Source organism: Loigolactobacillus bifermentans DSM 20003, from assembly GCF_001434575.1.
GTDB classification, from domain to species: domain Bacteria; phylum Bacillota; class Bacilli; order Lactobacillales; family Lactobacillaceae; genus Loigolactobacillus; species Loigolactobacillus bifermentans.
Genome location: NZ_AZDA01000117.1, coordinates 1 through 24,418, shown reverse-complemented (window position 1 = coordinate 24,418; position 24,418 = coordinate 1). Strand labels below are relative to the sequence as shown.

Here is a 24,418-nt window from a genome sequence, read left to right as displayed (position 1 = left end):
CGATTACGTAAGCGTTTTCCAACATGCCTATACAAATATAAAGGGAGTTGATATAAATTGGCAGAAGAGAAAGTTAAGATTAGTAATTACCTTAACCAACAAATGATTTTCTTAGACCAGGATTTTAAGTCTACAGATGAGTTATTTGAAGCTGTAGCCCAAAAAGCAGCGACAGAAGGATTTGTTACTGATAGTTTCCTACCAAAAATAAAGCAGCGAGAAAGTACATTTCCAACTGGCTTACAGTTAGAAACGCGCGGTGTTGCAATTCCGCATACAGATGCAGATACAATTAAAAAGGAATTTATCGCAGTTATTACTGATAAAAATGGTGTTCCTTTTAAGCGGATGGATGATCCAGACGCCGATGTATCGGCAAAAGTAATTTTTGTGTTAGGGCTTAATCAGCCACATGCACAATTAGAAATGTTACAAACGTTAATGGCAACCATTCAAGATGATGCATTATTAGATAAAGTTGAAAAGGCTTCCAAAATAGACGATATTTTTGATATTCTATAGTAAGACTAAAAGAAATGAGGAAAAGATTATGAAAAAACTTAACGTATTGGTTGCATGTGGTGCAGGTATTGCAACATCAACAGTTGTTATGAAGAAGGTTGAAGACTTATTTAAAGAAGAAAACATTGATGCTAACTTAATTCAAATTAAGATTGCTGAGGCCGCTTCTAAACAAGAAGATGCAGATATGTTAATTTCTACTACTGTATTACCAACGACTTACTCAATCCCATCTATTAAAGCAATGGGCTTCTTAACAGGTCTTGGCGTTGATAAGTTGAAGAAAGAAATTGTTGACACTGCCCATGAAATTCAATCAGAAGCTTAGCTCCTGATTGTTTATTGCCATTATTTATCATTATTTTTTAAAACTTAGCCCGTTAATTTTAGAGGAGGATTAATATGGACAAAGTGAATGACGTTGTTCAGTACATACTGAACATGGGGGCAACAGTAATGCTCCCAATCATGATTTTTATTATCGCTCTTGTTTTTAGAGTTAAAGTTTCAAAGGCATTACGTTCAGCCTTAACTATTGGTATTGGTATGGTTGGTATTAACTTAGTTATTAATTTATTGACGACTAACATTGGACCTGCTGCTCAAGCTATGGTTAAACGGTTTGGTTTCCATTTAACAGTTGTCGATGTCGGCTGGCCATCTGCTGCGGCAGGGGCTTGGGGTCAACCAATTTCATCTGTTTTGATTCCTATCTTATTGGTAACAAACATTGTTTTGATTATGTTGAAGGTTACCAAGACTTTAGATATTGATATTTGGAACTATTGGCACATGGTTGCCGCTGGATCTGTTGCTTATATTGTAACTAAGAGCTGGTGGTTCAGTATTCTGTCAGCAATCCTTTACATGATTTTCTGTTTGTTAATTGCTGACTGGACTGCAAAAGATGTTCAAGAATTCTATGGCCTAGAAGGTATTAGTTTCCCTACTGGTTCAAGTGATGCATTTGGTTTGTTAGGTATTCCGATTTCAGCAGTTGTTGCACGGATCCCAGGTATCAAGAACTTAAACGCTGATGCTGAAACAATCCAAAAGAAATTTGGTATTTTCGGTGAACCAATGATGATGGGGATCATTATCGGTGCCGTTATTGGTATTTTGGCTGGTTATGATGTTGCTAAAGTATTGCAGTTAGGTATCAACATGGGTGCTGTTATGATGTTAATGCCACGCATGGTTAAGTTATTAATGGAAGGTTTAATGCCAATTTCAGAATCTGCTCGTGAAGTATTGCAGAAGCGTTATGGTGAAGACCGTGAAATTTACTTAGGTATGGATGCCGCCTTATCAACTGGGGCACCAGCTACTTTAGCAACTGGTTTATTATTAGTACCAATTACTTTGTTTATTGCCGTTATCTTACCTGGTAACCGTGTATTACCTTTCGGGGATTTAGCTACTATTCCATTCTATGTTTCTTTAATTGTTGCACGTCGTAAAGGTAATATTGTTCATTCAGTTATTACTGGTGCTATTGTTGTTGCAATCGCCTTATTCATGGCAACTGACTTTACATCCGTTCATACACAAATGTTACAAGGTATTGTTAAGTTCCCTGCAGGTGCTGCCAAAGTATCTTCATTAGATATGGGTGGTAACTTCTTGAACTGGATCTTGTTGAAGTTAGGTGAAGTCGTTAAGAGTATTGGTATTGTTTAATCGTTAGAAGTTAGTTTAGAAATAATTAGATTTAATCTGGGGGCATTATACATGCAAGCAGCTTTGCTAAAAGATTTGAATAAGTTTGTTATTGAAGAAGTTGAAAAACCAACACCTAAGGCTGACGAAGTTATCGTTAAAGTCATGGCTGCCGGAACTTGTGGGTCTGATAGTCATAAAATGGTAAGTGGCTGGAAGTATGGTTATCCATCTATCATGGGCCATGAATTTGCGGGTGTTGTTACGGAACTCGGCGCTGATGTTAAGGATGTTAAAGTGGGCCAGCGTGTCGCTGTTGCACCATTTATTCCTTGTTTCAAATGTCACTACTGTCAAATTGGACTTTTCCAAATGTGTGAACATTATTCAATGTTAGGGCAACAACAACCAGGTGGTTTTGAACAATACGTTGCTGCACCAGCTCGTAATCTATTAGATATTGGTGATATGAGTTTCGAAGAAGGTGCATTGATCGAACCAATGGCTGTTGCGGCACATGCTGTAATGGGGATTAAACCAGAACTCGGTGATTCAGCAGCTGTATTCGGTTTAGGTACTGTTGGAGATTTAGTGGTTCGTTTATTAATGGCTGCTGGTGTAACGAATATTATCGGAATTGATATTGATGATAAGAAGCTAGCTAAGGGTTTAGAAGAAGGCTGTACTCATGTAATTAACTCTATGAATGAATCTTTGGAAGATAAAATTCAAGAGTATACAGAAGGTTTAGGCGTTGATATTGCGATGGAATGTGCCGGTTCTAAGATTACTGAGGAACAGACTTTGCTTGTCACGAAGCGTGAAGGTAAAGTGGGTTTTGTCGGGATTGCTTATGCCGATGTTATGTTGCATCAAAAAGCATTTGAAAATATTTTCCGTCATGAAATTACATTGAAAGGGTTCTGGAACTCTTACTCTGCACCATTCCCTGGCCGCGAATGGACAAACTCGATTGATCTAGTAAATAGCGGACGTCTTAAAATTAAAGACTTAATTACACACCGCTATGAAATGAAGGATATGCAAGAAGCATTTAATATGATTACAACGCGTTCAGAATCCTTCAATAAGGTTATGTTTTATCCAAATGGCATAACTGAAGATTGATCTACTGAAAGAGTGTCTGACAATTTTTCGTCAGACACTCTTTTTATACAATTTCGATATTGAAAATTTTTTCAAATATTTGCAAATAAATAGTTTGCAAATAAAATGCAAAGTGATACAATGTATTTGTTGAAATGATTACGCTTACTAAGACAGTTAAATCTGGAGGTATATATAATGACAGAAATGATGAAAGCGGTTGTTAAAACTGACGCCGGCTATGATAATATGGTATTAAAGGAAATCCCAATTCCTGAAGTTACAGGTAATCACGTTTTAATGAAAGTTGCTTATACCGGTATTTGTGGAACCGATATTCATACTTTCAAAGGTCAATATGCGAATGCAGTGACACCATTAGTATTAGGTCATGAATTCTCTGGTAAAGTCGTAGCCGTAGGGGATGACGTTACGAAAGTTAAGCCAGGCGATCGTGTAACAAGTGAAACAACATTTGCAACTTGTGGCCATTGTGTTTATTGCAAGGCAGGCGAATACAACCTTTGCGACAACCGTGAAGGAATTGGTACAAAGGCCAATGGTAGTATGGCCAACTACGTGTTAACACGTGAGGAAAGTGTTCATATTTTACCAGACAACGTTAGCTACAAGTTAGCTGCTATGTCAGAACCTTTGGCTTCTTGTGTCCATGCCATGTATCAAAAGACACCATTTACATTGCATGACACATTGTTGATCATGGGCCCTGGACCTATGGGCTTGCTTTCCTTGCAAATTGCAAAGGAAATTGGCGCATTCACAATCGTTTCTGGGATCACAAAAGATGCTGAGCGTTTGCAAATTGCTAAAGAATTAGGTGCCGACATTATTGTTGATACGCAAAAAGAAGACTTAGCAAAAATCGTGATGGACGCAACTGATGGTGTTGGTGTGACAAAAGTTTACGATTGCTCAGGTGCCACACCAGCTGTTAATGCTGCTTTGCCATTAGTTCGTAAAGGCGGTACTTTCCAACAAGTTGGTTTGTTCGCAAAGCCAATGAATGAATTGGATGAACGTTCTATTATCCAACACGAAATCACTTACCGTGGCTCACGCTCACAAAACCCATATGACTGGCCAATTGCTTTGCATCTTGAAAGCAAAGGTGCCATTGATGAAGAAAAGATGATCACAGCATCATTTGATCTTGAACACTGGCGTGATGCATTTGACGCAATGATGGCTGGGCAAGAACTTAAAGTCGTTATTGCTTCAAACCCTGATGATCCAGATTTAAAAGATTAATTGCTTTAAATTTTATAGCGGGTAAACTACCAAAAGGCTTCCTCTCAACTAGGCGAGAGGAGGCCTTTTTTTGCAAAAAAATAAAGCAACCTACAATAGATTGCTCTGTTAGTTTGATGGCTAGATTAAAAGTACTTTTTTCTGATTATAAGCTTTATGAATATCGGTAGGAAGATCTGTTGTAATGAGATAAGTCAGATCTTCAATCGGTCCGACAATGCTGTGACTGACGGTACCAAACTTATCAGTTGAAACCATGCTTAGTACTTCTGTCGAAATACGTGTCATTTGTTTTTTGATTTCAGCTTCTTGGATAGTAGGAACACTGGTTCCGGCTTCGAGATCGATATTATAAATGCCCATGATATATAAGTCAGCACGAAAGTCTAGTAAACGACGATAGGTTGTGATACCAATATCAATCATCGAGCGTTTATAAAAATCACCGCCTAGGTTAGTGACACTAATATTTTTATGATTGGCTAGTGCCATTGCAATTGGTGGGCTGTTAGTAATGATCGTCGCACGAAAGTCTAACGGAATTTGCTCGATCAAGGCTAAATTAGTGGTGCTACCGTCTACTAGAATGACACTATCTTCTTTTAAAAATGGCAAGGCTTTTTTAGCCAGCGCTTTTTTGGTCATTTGATCCACTGTTGTTCGGTAGTTAAAGTCAGTTACAGGTGGCCCAACCTTTAATGCACCACTGTGAACCCGGCGTAAGAGTCCTTGATTATCAAGTTCTTTTAAGTCACGTCGAATTGTATCTTCAGAGACGTTTAGGCGAATGCTCAGTTCTCGGGCAATAACTTTTTGTTCTTTATTTAAAATAGCAAGAATTTTTTGTTGACGTTCAAGTTTAAGCACATTCGTCACACCCTTCTAAATGCCATTTTTGCATTTTAGTGCCTGTTTGTCAATTTGAGTACTAAAAAATGCGTGTTTTTGCATGTATATAGTTAAATATATGCATTAAATATGCGTGTATTTGTTGACTTGTGCGTTTTTAGATGTTACGATTCAATTATTGAAAGCGATACCAATTAATTGAGGGAGTGATCGGTATGAGTGAGGTTATTTTATCGCCATCCATTATGTGTGCAGATTTAGTGAATTTAGAGCAGGATATTCATCAATTAGAGAGCTTAGGGCTGACGACGTTACATATTGATGTGATTGATGGCAAGTTTAGCCCCAGCATGCCTTTGGGTCTTGAGACCATTAAGCGTATGCGCGAGGTTACGGATATGGATTTCGATATTCATATGATGACAACAGATAATGAATTCTTTATTCAGGAAATGCTGAAAATCGGCGTTCAAAATATTACTTTTCACGTTGAAACAAGTCTTCATCTCGATCATGAAGTCAACTTAATTAAACAAACAGGAACAAAAGTTAGTGTTGCTCTAAATCCAGCAACTTCATTGAGTATTTTAGATTATTTATTACCAGAACTCGATCAAGTTTGTCTGATGCTGATTAATCCAGGCTTTGCTACCAATAAAGGCGAAAAGCAAATTCCGTATGCGCAACAAAAAATCAGTGCTTTGGCCCAATTAATTAAGCAAAAAGGGCTAAAAACTAAAATTCAGGTAGATGGCCGCGTTTCATTAGATACAATTGCGAATTTAGTTGCAGCCGGTGCCGATAATTTAGTATTAGGCAGTACGAGTTTATTCGCTAAAGGTGCCACATTAGCAGAAAACCGTCAAAAAGTATTAGATGCCATTGCAGAAGGGAAGGCCGCCAAATGACAACTAAATTTTCAAGAGAACAAGCTGCTGTTATTCAAGAACTAGGTAAAACATTTGATGCCGTTTCAGATGATCAAGTGCAAACGTTGATTGCGGCCATTCAACAGGCAGATCAGGTATTTTTTGTAGGTGTTGGCCGGGTGCTACTATCCTTACAAGCGATTGCGAAGCGCTTTGTCCATCTCGGTATTAAGGCACATGTAGTTGGTGATATTACGGAACCAGCGATTACCGAAAATGATTTGTTAATTGTTGGTTCAGGTAGTGGTGAAAGCCTCTTTCCATTAAATATTGCGCGTAAGGCGAAAGGATTTAACGCAACCGTAGCGCACATTGGATCTAATCCAAATAGTTCAATGGCAGAAGTTACTGATATCTTTGTTCGAATCCCAGTTCAGACAAAGCTAGGCTTACCAGGTGAGATCAAGTCGATCCAACCGATGACCAGTTTGTTTGAACAAGCATTATTAATTTTAGGCGATACCGTTGCGTTAATGATGATTGAGGATCAGGCAATTGATATGCCAGGTTTGTGGCAATATCATGCTAATTTGGAGTAGGTGAAAATATGCAAGCAGTTCATTTCGGTGCGGGGAATATTGGTCGTGGGTTCATCGGTTATGTTTTACACGAAAATGGCTTTCAATTAAATTACGTTGATACCAATACGGCAATTATTCAACAATTAAATACCGACCACAGTTATCAAATTGAATTATTAGACACTGATCATACGCGGTTAACGGTTGATCGCGTCCAGGCTTTTAATAGTTTGACTGAACAGGATCAAATCATTGCTCAAATCGTGGCCGCTACTTTGATCAGTACTTCTGTAGGGGCCAAGAATCTGGGTCGGATTGCGCCAGTATTGAAAACAGGGTTACTGCAACGGTGCCAGTTGAAAAAATCGGTCAACATTTTGGCAAATGAAAATATTGTCAATGCCAGCTCACTTTTAAAACAGGCGGTTTATGCGTTAGCAACGACGGCAGAACAGGCTTTATTGGATCAGTATTGTTATTTTGTTAACACAGCGATTGATCGGCAATCATTGTCATTAACGGATCATGAGCGGCAGATTGCTTTGGTAGAGCCTTATTATGAATGGGTTATTGCTGAAGATCAAATGGATCCGGCAACGTCCTTTAATTTAAATGGTGTCAGACTGGTGGATGATTTAACACCTTATATTGAACGGAAATTGTATTTAGTCAATGCATCACACGCCGCTTATGCGTATTTAGGCGCTTTAGCCGGCTACAGTACCGTTCAAGAGGCTATTCAGGACGAGAAGATCCATCAAATTGTGAGTCAATTTATGGCTGAAAATAAACAGTATTTTAGACAACATTATGGGTTATCCGATCAAGAATTAACCCAGTTTATTGAGAAAACGGCTAAACGGCAACAAAATCCGCGCTTGGCAGATGATGTCCGTCGAGTAGGCCGGGATCCGATTCGAAAATTAAGTGCTCATGATCGGTTAGCAGGGCCAGTTCAGGCCTTATCCAACTTAGGATTACCACATGTGGCTGGCCAATGTGCGTTAGCGGCTGGTTATTGTTTCAACAATTCAGAAGATACAGAAGCTGTTGCCTTACAAACGCAAATTAAAGCACAGGGAATCACCGCCACGGTTCAAAAAATTTCAGAATTTGATGACGAATTGACCCAGGCTGTAGTCGACCGTTACACATTATTTCAAGAACACCCAGAACAAGCTATGAAAGTAGGGGATTAAGGTGCTTCAAGACTATCTGAAAGGTAACATTCAATTCCGAGACCAGGTTAATTCGTGGCAGGACGGAATTCGCATAGCCACAACACCCTTAGTTGAAAAAAAGATTGTAACGCCAAATTATGTTGATGCGATTATTCAAAACGTTGAGCAAAACGGAAATTACATTATTATTTTGCCAGAAGTTGCGATGCCGCATGCTCGACCTGAATACGGCGCTTTAGCGACTGGCCTTAGTTTCTTGCAGTTAAAGCAACCCGTATTATTTCCAAAACAAGCGCCAGTAACGCTATTTATTGCATTAGCCGCCCAATCAAATGATGGGCATCTAGATTTATTGGCGGAGCTTGGTGAAGCACTTAGTGAACCAGAAAAGGTGCAAGCATTACAATCGGCTGATTCAGAAGCAGCTGTTTTGAAAGTATTTGAAAGCGAGGTGTGATAACCAATGACAACACAAACAAAAGAAAAAACAGTTTCTACACGCGCAAAAGTGCAGGCCTTTGGTGGTTTTTTAACCAATATGGTGTTGCCTAATATTGGGGCTTTTATTGCATGGGGGATCGTAACCGCACTATTTATTCCAAATGGTTGGTTTCCCAATGCTGATTTTAACAAGTTAGTATCCCCTACAGTCACATATTTGTTGCCACTATTGCTGGCCTATGAAGGCGGTAAAATGGTTGGTGGTCGGCGTGGCGCAGTCCTTGGTAGTATCGGAACGATGGGATTGATTATTGGGGCAAAAATACCAATGTTTTTAGGTGCCATGCTAGTTGGACCTTTAGGCGGCTGGATCATGAAAAAGGTAGATAAGTTTTTGGAGGATAAAATTCCGGCCGGGTTTGAAATGATCGTCAATAATTTTTCAATTGGGATTGTTGGCTTTATCTTAATGCTTGCCTCTTATTCATTGATTGGACCAACGATTGAATATCTTAACCATATTCTGACCATTGCAATTCAATCATTGGTTTCAACAGGGATGTTACCTTTAGCTGCTATTATTAATGAGCCTGCAAAAGTGCTATTTTTAAATAATGTTATTGATCAAGGGGTTTACTATCCATTAGGAATGCAACAAACGCTAAAAGCCGGTAAATCAATTTACTTTATGCTAGCTTCTAACCCAGGCCCTGGTTTAGGCTTATTGATGGCCTATACTGTTTTTGGCAAAGGTGCCGCTAAACGAACAGCACCTGGTGCAGCGATTATTCATTTCTTAGGTGGTATCCATGAAATGTATTTCCCATACGTTTTAATGAAACCGCTTTTAATTATTGCGATGATGGCCGGTGCCGCTTCTGGGATCTTAACCGCCCAAGTTTTAGGTGCTGGTTTAGTTGCAGGTCCAAGTCCAGGCTCGATTTTGGCTTACTTAGCGTTAACGCCTAAAGGCCATTTCCTAGGGATGATTGCTGATGTCATTGTGGCAACAGTCGTGACATTCTTGGTGGCAGCGGTTATTTTAAAGGCTGATAAATCAGATGGTGATGATGCTTTTGAAACCTCAGTTGCGACTTCAAATGCGATGCATGATGCTGGAAAAAAGACAGTGACACAAACAGAACCTTATCAGAAAATCTCCTTTGCTTGTGATGCTGGGATGGGAAGTAGTGCCTTAGGGGCGACGACGTTTAAACGCAAATTGAAAAAACTTGGTGTTGAAGACGTTGAAATTAAGAATTATCGAATCGAAGATGTGCCAGACGATAGTGAAATTGTAGTGGTACACAAAGATTTAGAAGAGCGAATGAAAAAAGCACGTCCAGGAATGCGCATTGTAACGCTGACGAATTATTTACAGGATCCGGTTATTGATGAATTAGCTCAGGAAGTCGTCGAGCATCACGAATAACGATTTGGCCGAACGAGCAGTTAATAAACTGTTTGTTCGACTTTTTAGTATAGAAGGAGTGACAATAGATGTTTGATGAAACAGATCAATTAGGTGTTAATACATTGCGAACATTAAGTATGGATATGATTCAAAAAGCTAATTCGGGCCATCCGGGGTTACCTTTAGGTGCAGCACCAATGGCATATGTTTTATGGACGCGGCATTTAAAGGTCAATCCGGCAACTTCATTAAAATGGCCTAATCGGGATCGTTTTGTCCTCTCGCCAGGTCATGGATCAGCCTTGTTATATAGTTTGTTACACTTGTCGGGTTATCAAGTGTCTATTGCCGATCTCAAACAATTTCGACAATGGGGAAGTCAGACCCCAGGTCACCCAGAATATGATTTAACTGATGGTGTTGAAGCAACCACTGGGCCTTTAGGTCAAGGCCTGGGGATGGCGGTTGGCATGGCTATGGCTGAAGCGCATTTAGGTGCTCAATACAATCAGCCTGGTTATCCCATTATGGATCATTATACGTACACCTTAGTCGGGGATGGCGACTTAATGGAAGGTATTTCTCATGAAGCGGCATCACTCGCCGGCCATTTGCAGTTAGGCAAACTAATTGCTTTATATGATTCCAATCATATTTCCTTAGACGGACCAACAGCAGCGGCTTTTACTGAAAATGTCGGTCAACGATTTGAAGCTTATGGTTGGCAACATTTGACGGTGGCCGATGGCACTGACCTAGCGGCTATTGATGCGGCAATTGGCGCGGCTAAAGCTGAAACAGGTAAGCCAACAATTATTGAAATCAAAACGGTGATTGGTTTTGGCGCACCCAAACAAGGTACTCATGATGTTCATGGGAGTCCTTTAGGGGAAGACGGTGTTGCTGCAGCAAAAAAGGCTTATGGTTGGAACTATCCAGATTTTACGGTGCCTGAAACCGTGGCAGCCCGTTTTAAAACGACTATTCAAATGAAAGGTGCCGACGCAGAGAATCAATGGCATACCTTATTTACAAAGTATGCAGCAGCATACCCAGTATTAGCCGAGCAATTTGAAGCTGGCTTCAAACAAACTTTACCAGCTAACTTGGCTGAATCACTTCCGACTTATATGGCCGATGATAAGTTAGCGTCACGTGCAGCAAGTGGTAAGGCCATTAATGCGTTAGCAAAAGTTTTACCTAACTTCTGGGGTGGCTCAGCTGATTTATCGGGTTCTAACAAGACAACAATTGCTGATGAAGCCGCTTTTGAAGCGGATAATTATGCTGGCCGTAATATCTGGTTTGGTGTTCGTGAATTTGGAATGGCCACAGCCATGAATGGTATCTCGTTGCATGGTGGTACACGCGTTTTCGGTGGAACATTCTTTGTGTTTACTGATTATTTGCGGGCAGCCATTCGAGTTTCAGCATTGCAACATCAACCTGTGATCTATGTGCTGACCCATGATTCGATTGCCGTTGGAGAAGATGGCCCAACTCATGAACCAATCGAACAATTGGCCAGCCTTCGTTGCATGCCTAATGTACAAGTTATCCGGCCAGCCGATGGGAATGAAACTTCAGCGGCTTGGGCTACGGCCTTAACCACCACAGATCGACCGACAGTCTTAGTTTTAAGTCGACAAGGGTTGGCCACCTTGCCAAATTCAGCAAGTACGACTTTAGCAGGTGTTATTCGTGGCGGTTATGTTGTGAAAGCGGCCAATCAAGAAACGCCAGATGGTTTGCTGATTGCTATTGGGTCCGAAGTTAACTTGGCGTTAGCAGCACAAGCCCAATTGGCCGCTGAAGGTCAGGCTGTTAGTGTTGTCTCGTTGCCAAGCTTTGATCGCTTTGCGGCACAAGATGCTGTCTATCAGGAAAGCGTCTTGCCGGCTGGCGTGACTAAGCGACTGAGTATTGAGGCCGGTGCAACTTTTGGTTGGGCTCAATATGTCGGGAACCAAGGTGCTAGTTTAGGAATTGATCGTTTTGGTGCGTCAGCACCTGGTGACACCAATTTGCAAAAATTTGGATTTACTGTGGAAAATGTTGTCGCGAAGTTTAAGGCGTTATAAGTGATTCAAACGTTTATGCTGGTTACAAAAGCCCACTTCAGTTGAAGAAGTGAGCTTTTTTGTGAAGTAATAATTAGTTTGCTAGTGCCTGTTTTGATTGAACCTTATGTAATAAGTAGACTGTCACAAAGATACCAGCAATCGAAACAATCCAAAGGTAGCTTAAGATGGAACGAGTTACGAGTTCGGCACCAATGTATAATCCGGTCCAGATCAGGTACGCCCAACGATATTGCGTAATACTGACAGTATGGCTCTTATTTAAGAGCAGGTAACAAACTAGTACAGCAAGTAGTGGTGCTAAGACAGTACCGCAAAGGTTGATCCAATAATAAGCTAACTCACTTGTTGATGAACTAAGAAAGAAAGGTGTAATAGCACTACTGACCAGAAGAAAGATAGCTGCATTCAGTTTGATATGTTTGGAGCTACCAATAGCCTGAATACATTGAATGGCGGGATAGTAATTAGCAACTGAATTAGTAGCAATCATAAACATTAGGAAGATAATGACAACAAAAATATGTGCTGGTAAAGAAGCTGAAAGATGTAATAAAGAATGGCTTAGGTTCCAATTATAAGCGCCAGTTGCGATAAAGGACTGAATTGCAAAGATTGCAGCGATAACAGCCATGGCAAACATGCCACAAATAATACCGATAAAGTTTCCTAAGAAGGCGTCTCGATCAGTTTCAGCGTTACGGCCGAAGTCAAACATGTTTAGTGCAAAGCCATTCCAGTAAGCAGCTACGACACAAATACTACCAATAATGTCTCGTGTTTTGAGAAGCGGACCATTTGCTAAAAAGTTGGCATCAGAAATGGTACGGCTCCCCATATTAATGAGAACTAATATAATGCCTACTGCCATTACAATGAGTGTAATTGATAATAGTTTTTGTAGGCTACCGGAGCTTTGTGCGATAATCGCATTTGCAATAAGTAAGATGATAAATATGGATAAATAAGGTAGCATCCCAATTTTAGTGCCGGTGGTAAGGGCTAATAAATTGATAATGAGTTGTGTTGCAGCAGCGATATTAATGCCATACCAGCCGGCACAATCAAGACCGCGTAGCACGTAAAATACTTTACTATAGCGTGTACCAAAGACGTTGCCTATTAATGTGACAAAGTTTTTTTGTGAGCGTCTCCCTAAGACACCCATCACGCCACACAAGGCCCCCATAATAGCCGATCCAGCTAAAACGACTAGCAAAATAGTTAATAAATTCCAATGATAACCGGCTAATGTTTCAACCACCAGAAAAGTTGGTACACACATTGAGACATTTAACCATAACTTAATGTAGTTTTGACGTGACCAATCATGTGTTACCGTATCCATAATAAAACCCCCTAAAAACAGCAAATGTTGTTAAACGACAGTTCAATATTGTGAATCTCTATACATATAAATTTAGCCGTATCAGATCATAAAGTCAATTGGTATATCTTTATTTCGTTATACAAATATAAGATAACGGTAATGATACTAATAAAATTAGTCTATTACGGGAGGACACTTATGAAAATAAGTTTAATTCAGCAATCGTGGTTTTTGTATTTGAATGAAAATAAATATAATTTTTCATTTTTTGTCCTGAATCTGATGCTATTTAAAGACAATGAATTGTATACTAGATGTAATGAAACCGGATTTATACGCGGAGTGGTTGCGAATAAGCGTTTAATTGTTTGTGATACTGTATCAGCGGGAGGAAATAAAATGAAAAAGGAAGACTCAAGCCAAGCAAATCTGTTTTCTGAGCTATCCGAATATCAAATTTCAGCACGTGAGTTTTTTAGTACAGTTCTACTGGATTATTTAGATAAAACGTTTGGCTGGAAAAAAGTTTTGATTTCTTATTATGATACGCAGGGACAGTTTTTATCTTGGACCTATTGGCGTGGTATTTTAGGAGATTGCGATCAGCATCCTTATCGTCAATTGTTGCCGCATGATGTGATTCGGCAAACTGTTTTTCAAGATGCGGTACGAGATGAATTAACTTATTTTAATACTGAACCACGACTTTATCAGTCAACTAAAATCATTCCAGAAAATGACTATGAGCATTCAGCCTACGTTGAGTTTATTGAGGAGAATTTTAAAACACATTATAGTGTTACACTGGCTTTTGGTATTAACGCTTATATTCAAGTTGTTCTTTTTAAAACACTGGATCAAGGTGATTTTACAGAGGCTGAAATGGCTAAGATCAAAGAAGTATATGTTTATTTAGCGAACTCCTATAAGAACTTTAAAAAATATGAGCAAGCAAAAATTGTTCAAAATATTCAGAATAAGATTATTGCTTCTGGTGAAAAAGCATATTTGATCACCGATGATTTTATGCATGTTATGAGCTATAACCAGGAAGCGATTGAATGTTTGAAAGGTATTTTAGGCGCAACGATTGCTGAACAAATTAGTAGTACAACGCCGTGTAGTTGGTTACCATTTCTTTTAGGAAGTGAAGATGAACATGATATAAAAGACGGTGTTCGAACGCGGATCATTAAAAATTATGAGTTTAAAATTTATTCGTATGATCAAACGTATTCCAATGGTATTGTGGATCGCTATCATTGGATTACAGTGGCTAAGGAACGTAAGTCGGATACCGTGAGTACTAAGGCGGCAGATTCGCAGTTAACCAATACAGAACAAAAAGTAGTACGCTTAATGTGTAATGGTTTAACTTATAAAGCGATTGCGGCCGAAATGGTGATTAGCTATCATACGGTCAAAAAGCACGTTCAAAACATCTACAGTAAATGTGGCATCAATAGTCGCTTTGAACTTTATAAATTATATAATCGTGAGTAATTTTGAAATTGGCTGGTTTTATATAAGGAATGTTCCTGATATAAAATCAACAGAATGGCCGATGCTATTTTTATTTTTAGTTTGTTATTATTTGAGCATAAAGCGCTTTTAAAAGATTTGATTTAGCTTACTATTTTTAATTTGAAAAATTAATGAAACCCATAGAATATAAAGGTTATGCTACAAGTGGCGTTATGACTAGGTGTTACTAGACCTAGGCGTAACGTCTTTTTTATTGTTTAATTTGCTGATGTCAGGATAGATGTGTCCAATATTTGTGATGTTTTTGTAAAGCTGTCTTATTTAATCTGGGGAAAATTCCTTATTTCAAAATAAGCCAAGTGGCCAATTATTAAATTAAATAGATATTGTTATTATTTGAGCATACAAAAGCTTTTTAACTTTTGGATAGGCAGATTGGGGGCATAGAATGGCTGATAAAGGAATTGTTTTTGACGTTCAGCGCTACACAATTCATGATGGACCAGGATTAAGAACAGAACTATTTTTAAAAGGCTGTCCGTTACGATGTCAGTGGTGTAGTAATCCAGAAAGTTGGGCACCAGCAATTGAATGGGGCGCCTATCAATCAAAGTGTATTTCACTGAGTAAATGTGGTTTATGTACGCCGGCTTGTCCGGTTAAAGGTATTTTAAACTTTAAGCGCGATAAATTGACAGCAATTGATAATTCAAAACAAGTAGATTACACCGATTGCGAAAAAGCATGTCCCGCAGATGCTATCAAACAGTGGGGAAAAACTATGTCAGTGTCAGAGTGTATGACAATTATTTGTAAAGATAAGTCTTACTATGAACAGTCAGGTGGTGGTGTAACAGTTTCAGGTGGTGAGGCGTTGCTACAAAGCGAGTTTGTGTTGTCTTTATTTAAGGCCTGTCAAAAAGAAGGCATTCAAACCTGTTGTGAAACAACTTTTTATGCAGATTGGAAAAAAGTTGAGGCGCTGATCCCGTATACCGATATTTGGATTTCTGATATTAAACACATGGATCCAATGATTCATCGGCAATATACCAGCGGTGACAATAAAATTATTCTAGAGAATTTGAAACGATTAACGGATCTAAAACAGGAATTGATTCTACGAATTCCAGTAATTCCCAACGTTAATGATGATAGAACCAATATTGAAGCAACTGCTGATTTTATTTTAAATGAACTGCATGGTCGTGTTAGAACCCTGCAACTACTTAGTTTTATGCGATTAGGTGTCGAAAAGTATCAGTCGCTTAATATTCCATATGGCATGGAAGGGATTGAACTTGATCGTGAGGCCTTTCAGGAACATGTTGCGGAAATTGCCGCTTATTTTAATCGGCGTGGCATTCATTGTTTAGTTGGTACAAAAGAACAAGAGGATACAAAAGAATAAGGAGGCTTTTTTATGAGTAATACACATACAACAGCTATTGGAACGGAGCCATTTGATAAGACTTATGGGATTGGGTATCAAGTTCATCATACAGATTGGTCACCTTTCTCACGCGTTAATAAGTTACGGCAGGATTTTCTGGATCGTTCTTATGATATTGATGTTGAACGTTTAAGATTAGTAACCGAATCTTATCAAGCGCATCAAACTGAATCAAAAAAAATGCAGTGCGCCTATGCTTTTGAGAATGTACTGTTAAATACCAAGCTTTATATTTACGATCAGGATTTAATTGTTGGTGAAATTGCTGCACCAGCGAAAGCGGCGCCGATTTATCCAGAATTTTCAGTTAATTGGATCATTGATGAAATTTTAAATTCACCATTTGAGGAACGGGAACATGATAAATTCTTTATTCGTAATGATGAGGAACGACAAGAAATCCTAGATTTATGTAAGTGGTGGCAAGGTAAAACAGTTGATGACCGATTACAAGCCAGTCTTGATGAAGACCAATTGAAAGGCTCTGAAGTGGGCGAAAAGATTTTTCAAACGAATCTTTATCATTATGCTGGTGTTGGACATTTAGCCATTGATTATAAAAACCTAATGAAGGTTGGTTATGTAGGACTTATCAAAGAAGCTAAAAAGCATTTAGCGGCGTTGAGTAAACGTGATCCAGAATGGGCCGCTAAACGAGATTTTTATCAAGCTATGATTATTATGCATGAGGCCGCACGGACTTATATTAAACGCTATGCAAAATTAGCGATGGCTACCGCAAAAGAAACAACAAATCAACAACGCCAGACAGAGTTGGAAGAAATGGCAGCTAACTGTTATCAAATCGCAGATGGGACACCGAAGACTTTTTGGCAGGCCTTGCAATTGTTCAATATTGCAACCGCTTTAATTCAAGTGGAAAGTAATGGCCATTCAATTTCATATGGTCGGATGGATCAGTGGTTATATCCTTATTATGAGGCTGATATGAAGAAAGCCACTTTGACGAAAGATTTTGCCTTGGAATTACTTGAGGTTGAGTATGTCAAGATGAATAATCCAACAAAATTGAAAGATCAAGGCAGTATGGCTGTTCGGAATGGTCGAGGTTTTGGTGGTGAGAGCTTAACCATCGGTGGGGTTGATCGTGATGGTAATGATGCGACTAATGATTTAACCATGTTGATGTTAGAAGGATCTGCACATACACGTATGATGAATCCTTGGGTTTGTGTTCGGATGCATGAAAATACACCGTATGAGCTGAAAATGAAAGTTGTTGAGTGTATTCGTGCTGGTTATGGGCATCCTAAATTATATAATGATGCACCTGCTATTAAAGCAATGATGCGCAAAGGAATGACATTGGCAGAAGCGCGTGATTATTGTGTCGTTGGCTGTGTTGAATTAAGTCTACCAGGAAAAGAATATGGCTGGCATGATGCGGCTTATGTGAATACACCAAAAATGATGGAAATGGTCTTAAATGGTGGCCGTAGTTTTAATACAGGTAAGCAGTTAGGGCCAGATACAGGGAGCCTCGATACGTATACTAGCTTTGATGAGGTCTTAGCCAGTGTTGATCAACAGTTTGAATATTGGACTGATCAAATGTGCAGTAGCTTGAATATAATCGATGCTTTACATCGTGAACTAAAGCCATTGCCATACGTTTCAGCCTTCTTCGGAGATTGTATGGATTCTGGTAAGGATTTAACTGAAGGCGGTGCTAAGTACAATGGTATTGGCCCACAGGCAAGTGGAACAGCAACGTGTGCAGATTCTTTGGCAACCATCAAGCAATTAGTTTTTGAGGATAAATATTGTAGCGGTTCAGAATTACTGCAAGCCATTAAAGACAATTGGGAAGGTCATGACGTTTTATACGCAATGGTTAATAGTTCAAAAGTCCATCATTATGGCAATGATGATGACTATGCTGATGAATTATTTAAGTATATGTTTGAATGCTATTGCCGTCATATCACTGGCCGTAAGAATTTACGTGGTGGTGACTTCCGACCGGGTGTTTACTCGGTTAATGCTAACGTGGCAATGGGCATGAACACCCATGCTTCAGCAGACGGTCGTAAAAAAGGTGAGGCTATTTCTGATAATATGGGGCCGGTTCATACTGATGCTGGTTCGCACGATATTTGTGGACCGACTGCGCTGGTTAATTCATTAGCCAAAGTGGATCATAGTTTAGCTACAAATGGGACGTTAATGAATTTACGATTCCCACAAGATGCAGTTGCTGGTATTCAAGGACGTAATAACTTATTAAGCTTCATTGATGCGTATATTGCGAAAGGCCCAATGCATGTTCAATTTAACATTATGAGTTCTGAGACAATGCGGGCAGCACAGAAGAAACCGGAAGACTACAAAGATATGTTGGTCCGAGTAGCTGGATATAGTGCTTACTTTGTAGAGCTTGGCAAGCCATTACAGAAGGACTTAATTCAACGGACAGAGCTGAGCTTTTAATTAAACATAGCGGAGAGGGCGGTAGGGATGATATTTCATTTCAATTATGTACTTGTAGGTTTAATGCAAATTGTGGGGTTCTTCGTACAAGGCTGTACAGGTTTTGGCTGTACTGTAATTGCGGCTGCGGTTACTAACGGGCTATTAGGGACTAATATTGGGGTCCCTTATGGCACTTTAATAACGTTACCGTTTCTCTATTATTTAGGGATTCGTTCATTTCATAATGTCTCATGGAAAGACTTAGGCAAAATTATCGGTTTATGTGTACCTGGTATTTTAGTTGGGAACTTCCTATTTCACGCGTTAGATCCGAATATGGCTAAAATCTTCATTGGTGCTATGGTAACGCTGATTGCATTGATGAATATTTATAAACATATTGTTAAACCCGTTATTTTAAAGAAACCGGATGATGAAAATGTACCTGATACCACTGGCAAAAAGATTTTCCGTTATGGTTGCTTAATTTTAGGCGGCGTTGTTCATGGGGCATTTACGATTGGTGGTCCGCTGATCACAGTTTATACCATTGAAGCAGTTAAAGATAAAGAAAAATTTCGAAATACAATGAATATGGTCTGGGTGATCTTAAATACGTGGAATGCTTTCACGCAATTACGTGGTGGGACTGCATCATCACCAGTTTTATGGAGTTCTTTATTAATTGGTTTACCAATGGCAGCAATTGGGTTCTTCTTAGGAATGGCCTTCTTAAAGAAAATCAATCGCGAACAATTTCTACGGATTGTTTATGTCGTCTTATTATTTGTCGGTGGCAACATGTTAGTGACTAGTTTAATGGCAGCTATTTAGAAAGTAGAGGAAATAAATATGCAAGATTTTACATTTAAAGTACCACAAAGTATTGAGTTTGGTTTAGGCAGTTTAAAAAAGTTACCTGGCATTTTGAAAGAAAATAAATCTGAACACGTCTTCTTAATTTCAGATGAAGGATTAGCTAAATTAGGCGTTGTTAAAAAGATTCAAGATATTATCGAAACCGACGGGCTAACCTGCACCGTTTATTTAGGGGTTGTGCCCAATCCAACTGTTGATGTAGTAAATGATGCCACTAAAAACTATCAAGAAAGTGGTGCGACTAGCATTGTTGCAATCGGCGGTGGTAGTGCTATGGATGTGGCGAAGACGACAGGAGTTTTAGCAACCTATAGTGGTGAAATTACAGATTATGAAGGGTTACATAAAGTGCCGGGCCCAATTGTGCCGATCATTGCAGTACCAACAACAGCAGGAACTGGGAGTGAAGTATCTGCTTCAGCTGTGATCACCGATGAAGCACGGAACTATAAAATGTCAGTGATCAGCCATGAAATGTTGCCGAAATATGCTGTTTTAGATCCAGATATGATTATGACAGCACCTGCTTCAATCGCGGCTGCTTGTGGGATCGATGCTTTAATTCATGCAATGGAAGCATATCTCTCACGGAACGCATCACCATTTACCGATGCAATGGCTGAAAAAGCAATGGCCTTGATTGGTCCTAATTTACGTCAGTTTGTTGCGAACCGGCAAGATAAAGAAGCTGCTTGTGCTATGATGGTTGGCTCAACGTTTGCGGGTATGTCCTTTGCCTGGGCGAAATTAGGTGATATTCATGCAATGAGTCATCCTCTAAGTGCTTATTTCCATGTCGTCCACGGGGTTGCTAATGCAATTTTGTTACCAACGATTTTAGAATATAACATGATTGCAGATCGTGGACGTTATGAAAAAATCTATAATTATATCCGCACTTCAGCACAACCAGCCGCTAATTTTGAACCAGAGATGTTGGTCGATGAAGTTAAGAAATTAAGTGCAGCGTTAGGAATGCCAACCACATTATCTGAAGTTGGTGTCACCGAAGATAAGTTCCAAGAAATGGCCGAAGATGCTATGAAGAGTCCTAACATTGCAGTTAACCCACGTCTTACAACTATTAAAGATGTGATTGCGTTATATCAAAAAGCACTGTAGTTTGGAATAATAAGATTTATCCGACAATAAGAGGGTTGCGATATGGAGAAGATGGGGATTTGCCATAGGGGATTTAATGTTGATAAAAAAACAGTAATTGGTTGGTTAATGAGTTTAACATTACCAACTTTAATCGCACTAGTGCCGATTTCAACAACTTTTACAAGGAGTTTACGTCTGTTTTTGGTTATTACAGTATTCATGATCGTAATTATTGCACTTGAGTTATTGCCCAAATTGGTGTCGGCTATTTTGATGCCATCGCTTTATTTAATGAGTGGCTTAGTACCCTTTAAAATTGCATTTGGTTCGTGGACAAGCACCACAGTTTGGATGGTATTAGGTGGCCTGATTTTTAGTAATGTATTAGATGATATTGGTTTACTGAAACGGATTGCTTATTACGTTATTTGTAAATGTGGCGGTACTTATGCGGGTGCTGTGTTTGGCTGCTTTTTCATTGGAATCGTTCTAAATATTGTGACATTTAGTAATGGTTGGCTGGTAGCGAGTGCAATGGTTTATGGCGTTTGTAAAGCGATGGATCTAAAACCGTCTCGGGAAGCTTCATTGATTTGTTTTGCTGGGACAATTGGTGCGACTGGTTGCACTGTATGCCTTTATGATCCGGGATACTTCGCCATTATTGAATCGGCTATTACGAAAGTGAAACCAAATTATCAAATGTCGTTTTTCACATCTTTCATTTATAACGGGTACTTCATAATCTGGTGCATGCTAGCGTTGTTAATTTTGATGAAGCTTTATAAAACCAAAAATTTAAAGGTTAATGATCATAAAGAACTGTTCAATGATAAATATCGTCAACTAGGTCAGTTGAGTGTTAAGGAAAAGAAAGCAATTGTACTAACCATTTTATTATTGGCTTATCTTTGTATCTCAGTTTTCATTAAGCTACCTGCTGCATATGGTTTTATGGTTGTGCCAATCTTAATGTATCTTCCTAAAATTGGTATGGGCAATATCGAAATGCTAAAAAAGCTTAATTTCCCAATGGTTTTCTTTGTGGCTTCCTGTTTAGGAATTGGACTTGTTGGGGCCCAAGTTGGTTTTGGTGATTTTTTAACAAAACTTGTGGTTCCAGTTTTAGCTGGTAAAAGTCCATTATTCATTTGCATCGCTTTCTTAGTGATTGGGGTAATTGCACATTTTTGTATGACACCTTATGCGATGTTAGGCGGATTGGCGTTACCATTTGTTCAAATTGCCGTTTCGTTAAATATCAGTCCTTTGGTAGCTTGTATGTGTTTGCTTTACTCGTGTGAATTACTCTTTCTACCCTATGAATCCGCTGGTAATTTGATTATGTATGGTTACGGAATGATGCCTATGAAAGATTTCTTTAAACAAATGTCCTTGAAATTTGTTATTATGTTTGTCGGATTTATCGCTGTTATGTATCCAATGTGGCGGCTTATGGGATTACTTTAAATCTGAAATTTGAATTTCTCCATATCTTGATTCTAAAAAAAGCAGTTTGCAGTCTTATAACGACACAAACTGCCTTTTTTGATTCTAGTAGATGAATTATCGCCCCCACCGCTGGCAAACAGCCACGACCAACCAAATAATTAAAATAATAAGATCAACCATTGTACCAATCAAAATCAGCATGAGACACCAACGGATACCAGTGATCAACCAAGTTGGGACTAGCCAGGTCAGCAGGCTAGCGAGTGGACTACCGCTGACACTGCCTAGTGGCCCGATTGCCTCGACTGTGGCTGCTGTCCCCAGCAAATAGATGCCGTTAGCTAGTATCAGGCAGATTGCGATGATACGCGTTCGATTTGTTGCCATGTCAATATCACCTCCTTATATTATTAGGGGATTAATTGCCCCTAATATCAGTTTATCTGGTACCTCTTTGATTCCCCAAAAACGGTAACAGTCAACTCGCAAAAATTGCTAATTTTCTTCCAAAAACAAACAAGCCACACGCCCCAAATCGGACGTGTGGCTTGTTTTGTGTTGCGTCAACGAAAGAGTTCTGGCTAACGCTTATTCAGCGACAGCTTCACCATCACCACCAAAAATTGGTGTGACCTTCCGTTCGATGTATTGCGCCGAACGTGGGGTGGCGTAAGGATTGATCAAGTCCTGTTCGAACATTTTCAAGCCAGCAATGGTGTCCATGGCTTGTTTGACAGTGACTTCATCTAAGTCTTGGTTGGCGTAAGCGTTTGGTTTTGTCGATTACGTTTAAGACTGCTAGATCTAAAGGTTTCATCTAAAAATTCTTCCTTTAAATAGTTGTAATTTTAGGTAACGGCTAATAGCACCTAATTGTTAGGGCATAATGCTGTCGCCGTTTCATGCAGTGCTTAAAACCAGTATAATACCGGTTTTTAACCTTACGTCAAAAAGGGCATTCATACGCTGAAATTGCGGATAGGATGGGTGTTAGCGAACGTCAAGCCTATTACATACGTAATGAGATCCGGGTGCTGGCACAAAAAAGTTGGATGAATAAAACGGAAATGTGGTTGTGTTGCGTAAGTTAATAATAGAACCAAAAAAATAGGGTTAGGAAGGTTTCACATGGAACAATTACAAGTTCAACAATCAGCTTTCACCGAAATATTAGTCCAACAGGGTCTGAATTTTGATGCCAGCGTCGCCGTTTTTCAATTGCGCTATGAATTAGGCCTGACGCAAGCCCAGTTGGCGCAGCGTGTTGGGTGTTTGCCACAAGTGATCACTGGTTTGGAAAACGGGACGGTAGATGCGACGCTGCCGCTACTTAAACGAATCGCCATCACCGGACAGCATTTGCAGGTGGCGTTTGAGCCGGTACACGCGGGTGATGTGAGGCGGTGATAAGTGGTAACTGCTAGATCGAATCGTGCTTTTTGAGTGATGTTCATGCTATCGGCATGTGGGCGGTAACGATGATTGACTTAGATATTAGCGTTAATGGCAACTTTTGTGTGCTAATTTGGTATGGTCATGCAGTGTGGCCAGTACAAATTGTTTGAAATGAACGATGTTTAGCGATAAAAGTTAGTTCATTTCAAACAAATGGAAGGGAATGACTTTATCTCACCAGGGACACTTAGCAATAGAAAACGACAATGGCTTAATTGCTGCAAGTAAGTAACGTAGGATGCCTTGGCATGTGAAGTACTATTCGGAAGGACTAGGTTGAGGCAGGACAATTAATAGCCATGCAAGTATATTTAGTTAGCATATTATAGTAGGAAACGGATAATGGCTATTTAAAGCAATCGATGATTTTTATGTAAAATGAGAAGCTTCTAAGAACGAAAAAGAATTATTTTGAGATAAATAAGTATGATTTTACGGTAATAAACGAACTTTAATGATATTTCATATAATTTTGTTCGCTATAATTCATGACAAGATGATTGAATAATCAAATATCTGATTATTATACATTCTGAATTTGTAATACACGAAGAATGATGATTTGATGACTTTTGTAAAATGTTGTGAAAGTACCGTTGACGTAGCTCTGGATTGCTGATAAGATAGTATTCGTTGTCAAGGAGCAAACCGAATTGATTTGATTCATTCAAAATTGATTTAAAAAGTCCTTGACGACAACAAATCATTTTGATAAGATATAAAAGTTGTCAATTGAACGAAATAAATTAATAAATGCATAAACATTCATTGATTTAAAAAGTTCTTGACAAGGGTATGACTTATCTGATATACTTAAAAAGCTGTTTATCAGCTTTGGTAGACCTTTGAAAACT

22 protein-coding genes and 1 pseudogene are annotated in these 24,418 nt (G+C 39.1%); 19 read left to right on the top strand and 4 right to left on the bottom strand.

Annotation, left to right across the window (positions count from 1 at the left end):
* The first annotated feature begins 57 nt into the window (after positions 1–57).
* The 5 genes from FC07_RS12420 (at position 58) to FC07_RS12400 (ending at position 4,557) form a co-directional block, all read left to right on the top strand.
* The gene (locus FC07_RS12420) at positions 58–522 is read left to right on the top strand and encodes a PTS sugar transporter subunit IIA (protein ID WP_057905409.1); all 465 of its coding nucleotides are present in this window, start codon (positions 58–60) and stop codon (positions 520–522) included.
* A gap of 28 nt (positions 523–550) precedes the next feature.
* A complete protein-coding gene (locus FC07_RS12415) occupies positions 551–850 on the top strand; it encodes a PTS sugar transporter subunit IIB (protein WP_057905408.1) in 300 nt (99 codons plus the stop codon).
* A gap of 74 nt (positions 851–924) precedes the next feature.
* The gene (locus FC07_RS12410; protein WP_057905407.1) at positions 925–2,202 is read left to right on the top strand and encodes a PTS galactitol transporter subunit IIC; all 1,278 of its coding nucleotides are present in this window, start codon (positions 925–927) and stop codon (positions 2,200–2,202) included.
* Between the two features lie 51 nt (positions 2,203–2,253).
* Positions 2,254–3,309, top strand: a complete 1,056-nt coding sequence (locus FC07_RS12405) for a galactitol-1-phosphate 5-dehydrogenase (protein ID WP_057905406.1) — start codon at positions 2,254–2,256, stop codon at positions 3,307–3,309.
* A gap of 189 nt (positions 3,310–3,498) precedes the next feature.
* Positions 3,499–4,557 carry a zinc-binding dehydrogenase gene (locus tag FC07_RS12400; RefSeq protein WP_057905471.1) on the top strand — a complete coding sequence of 353 codons (1,059 nt, stop codon included), beginning with the start codon at positions 3,499–3,501 and terminating at the stop codon, positions 4,555–4,557.
* Positions 4,558–4,677: 120 nt separating this feature from the next.
* Here the strand turns inward: FC07_RS12400 and FC07_RS12395 are convergent, their stop codons facing one another.
* Positions 4,678–5,424: a DeoR/GlpR family DNA-binding transcription regulator gene (locus tag FC07_RS12395; protein WP_057905405.1), complete on the bottom strand. Its 747-nt coding sequence runs from the start codon at positions 5,422–5,424 to the stop codon at positions 4,678–4,680.
* Between the two features lie 197 nt (positions 5,425–5,621).
* Here FC07_RS12395 and FC07_RS12390 point away from each other — a divergent pair, with 197 nt between their 5' ends.
* From FC07_RS12390 to tkt, 6 genes are all read left to right on the top strand, one after another.
* Positions 5,622–6,314: a ribulose-phosphate 3-epimerase gene (locus tag FC07_RS12390; protein ID WP_057905404.1), complete on the top strand. Its 693-nt coding sequence runs from the start codon at positions 5,622–5,624 to the stop codon at positions 6,312–6,314.
* Complete coding sequence (gene hxlB, locus FC07_RS12385) at positions 6,311–6,874, top strand: 6-phospho-3-hexuloisomerase (RefSeq protein ID WP_057905403.1); 564 nt, start codon at positions 6,311–6,313, stop codon at positions 6,872–6,874. The genes FC07_RS12390 and hxlB overlap by 4 nt, the downstream gene beginning before the upstream one ends.
* Before the next feature lie 8 nt (positions 6,875–6,882).
* Complete coding sequence (locus FC07_RS12380) at positions 6,883–8,055, top strand: mannitol-1-phosphate 5-dehydrogenase (protein WP_057905402.1); 1,173 nt, start codon at positions 6,883–6,885, stop codon at positions 8,053–8,055.
* A gap of 1 nt (position 8,056) precedes the next feature.
* On the top strand, positions 8,057–8,494 hold the full coding sequence (locus FC07_RS12375; protein WP_057905401.1) for a PTS sugar transporter subunit IIA: 438 nt from the start codon (positions 8,057–8,059) through the stop codon (positions 8,492–8,494).
* A gap of 6 nt (positions 8,495–8,500) precedes the next feature.
* Positions 8,501–9,910 (top strand): PTS mannitol transporter subunit IIBC, encoded by a 1,410-nt coding sequence (locus FC07_RS12370; protein ID WP_057905400.1) that lies wholly within the window; start codon positions 8,501–8,503, stop codon positions 9,908–9,910.
* 68 nt (positions 9,911–9,978) lie between these two features.
* Positions 9,979–11,973, top strand: a complete 1,995-nt coding sequence (gene tkt, locus FC07_RS12365) for a transketolase (protein ID WP_057905399.1) — start codon at positions 9,979–9,981, stop codon at positions 11,971–11,973.
* A gap of 73 nt (positions 11,974–12,046) precedes the next feature.
* Here tkt and FC07_RS12360 read toward each other — a convergent pair whose 3' ends face one another.
* On the bottom strand, positions 12,047–13,321 hold the full coding sequence (locus tag FC07_RS12360) for a cytosine permease (RefSeq protein ID WP_057905398.1): 1,275 nt from the start codon (positions 13,319–13,321) through the stop codon (positions 12,047–12,049).
* 180 nt (positions 13,322–13,501) lie between these two features.
* Here FC07_RS12360 and FC07_RS12355 point away from each other — a divergent pair, with 180 nt between their 5' ends.
* The 6 genes from FC07_RS12355 (at position 13,502) to FC07_RS12330 (ending at position 22,127) form a co-directional block, all read left to right on the top strand.
* Positions 13,502–14,806, top strand: coding sequence for a response regulator transcription factor (locus FC07_RS12355; protein ID WP_235807515.1), 1,305 nt, complete (start codon positions 13,502–13,504; stop codon positions 14,804–14,806).
* A gap of 430 nt (positions 14,807–15,236) precedes the next feature.
* Positions 15,237–16,199, top strand: coding sequence for a (2S)-3-sulfopropanediol dehydratase activating enzyme (hpfH, locus tag FC07_RS12350; protein WP_057905396.1), 963 nt, complete (start codon positions 15,237–15,239; stop codon positions 16,197–16,199).
* Positions 16,200–16,211: 12 nt separating this feature from the next.
* Positions 16,212–18,692, top strand: coding sequence for a (2S)-3-sulfopropanediol dehydratase (gene hpfG / locus FC07_RS12345; protein ID WP_057905395.1), 2,481 nt, complete (start codon positions 16,212–16,214; stop codon positions 18,690–18,692).
* 27 nt (positions 18,693–18,719) lie between these two features.
* Positions 18,720–19,508: a sulfite exporter TauE/SafE family protein gene (locus tag FC07_RS12340; protein WP_057905394.1), complete on the top strand. Its 789-nt coding sequence runs from the start codon at positions 18,720–18,722 to the stop codon at positions 19,506–19,508.
* A gap of 18 nt (positions 19,509–19,526) precedes the next feature.
* A complete protein-coding gene (locus FC07_RS12335) occupies positions 19,527–20,675 on the top strand; it encodes an iron-containing alcohol dehydrogenase (protein WP_057905393.1) in 1,149 nt (382 codons plus the stop codon).
* A gap of 42 nt (positions 20,676–20,717) precedes the next feature.
* Positions 20,718–22,127 carry an SLC13 family permease gene (locus tag FC07_RS12330; RefSeq protein ID WP_235807514.1) on the top strand — a complete coding sequence of 470 codons (1,410 nt, stop codon included), beginning with the start codon at positions 20,718–20,720 and terminating at the stop codon, positions 22,125–22,127.
* 96 nt (positions 22,128–22,223) lie between these two features.
* Here the strand turns inward: FC07_RS12330 and FC07_RS12325 are convergent, their stop codons facing one another.
* Positions 22,224–22,496 carry a hypothetical protein gene (locus FC07_RS12325; RefSeq protein WP_057905392.1) on the bottom strand — a complete coding sequence of 91 codons (273 nt, stop codon included), beginning with the start codon at positions 22,494–22,496 and terminating at the stop codon, positions 22,224–22,226.
* 201 nt (positions 22,497–22,697) lie between these two features.
* Positions 22,698–22,832: a DUF2922 domain-containing protein gene (locus FC07_RS16240; RefSeq protein WP_235807513.1), complete on the bottom strand. Its 135-nt coding sequence runs from the start codon at positions 22,830–22,832 to the stop codon at positions 22,698–22,700.
* A gap of 218 nt (positions 22,833–23,050) precedes the next feature.
* On the opposite strand from FC07_RS16240, the pseudogene FC07_RS16415 reads away from it, so the two are divergent.
* Both FC07_RS16415 and FC07_RS12315 read left to right on the top strand, forming a co-directional pair.
* Positions 23,051–23,200, top strand: a pseudogene (locus FC07_RS16415) (helix-turn-helix domain-containing protein); the annotation flags it as partial.
* Positions 23,201–23,237: 37 nt separating this feature from the next.
* A complete protein-coding gene (locus tag FC07_RS12315; protein ID WP_057905391.1) occupies positions 23,238–23,516 on the top strand; it encodes a helix-turn-helix transcriptional regulator in 279 nt (92 codons plus the stop codon).
* Positions 23,517–24,418: the final 902 nt, after the last annotated feature.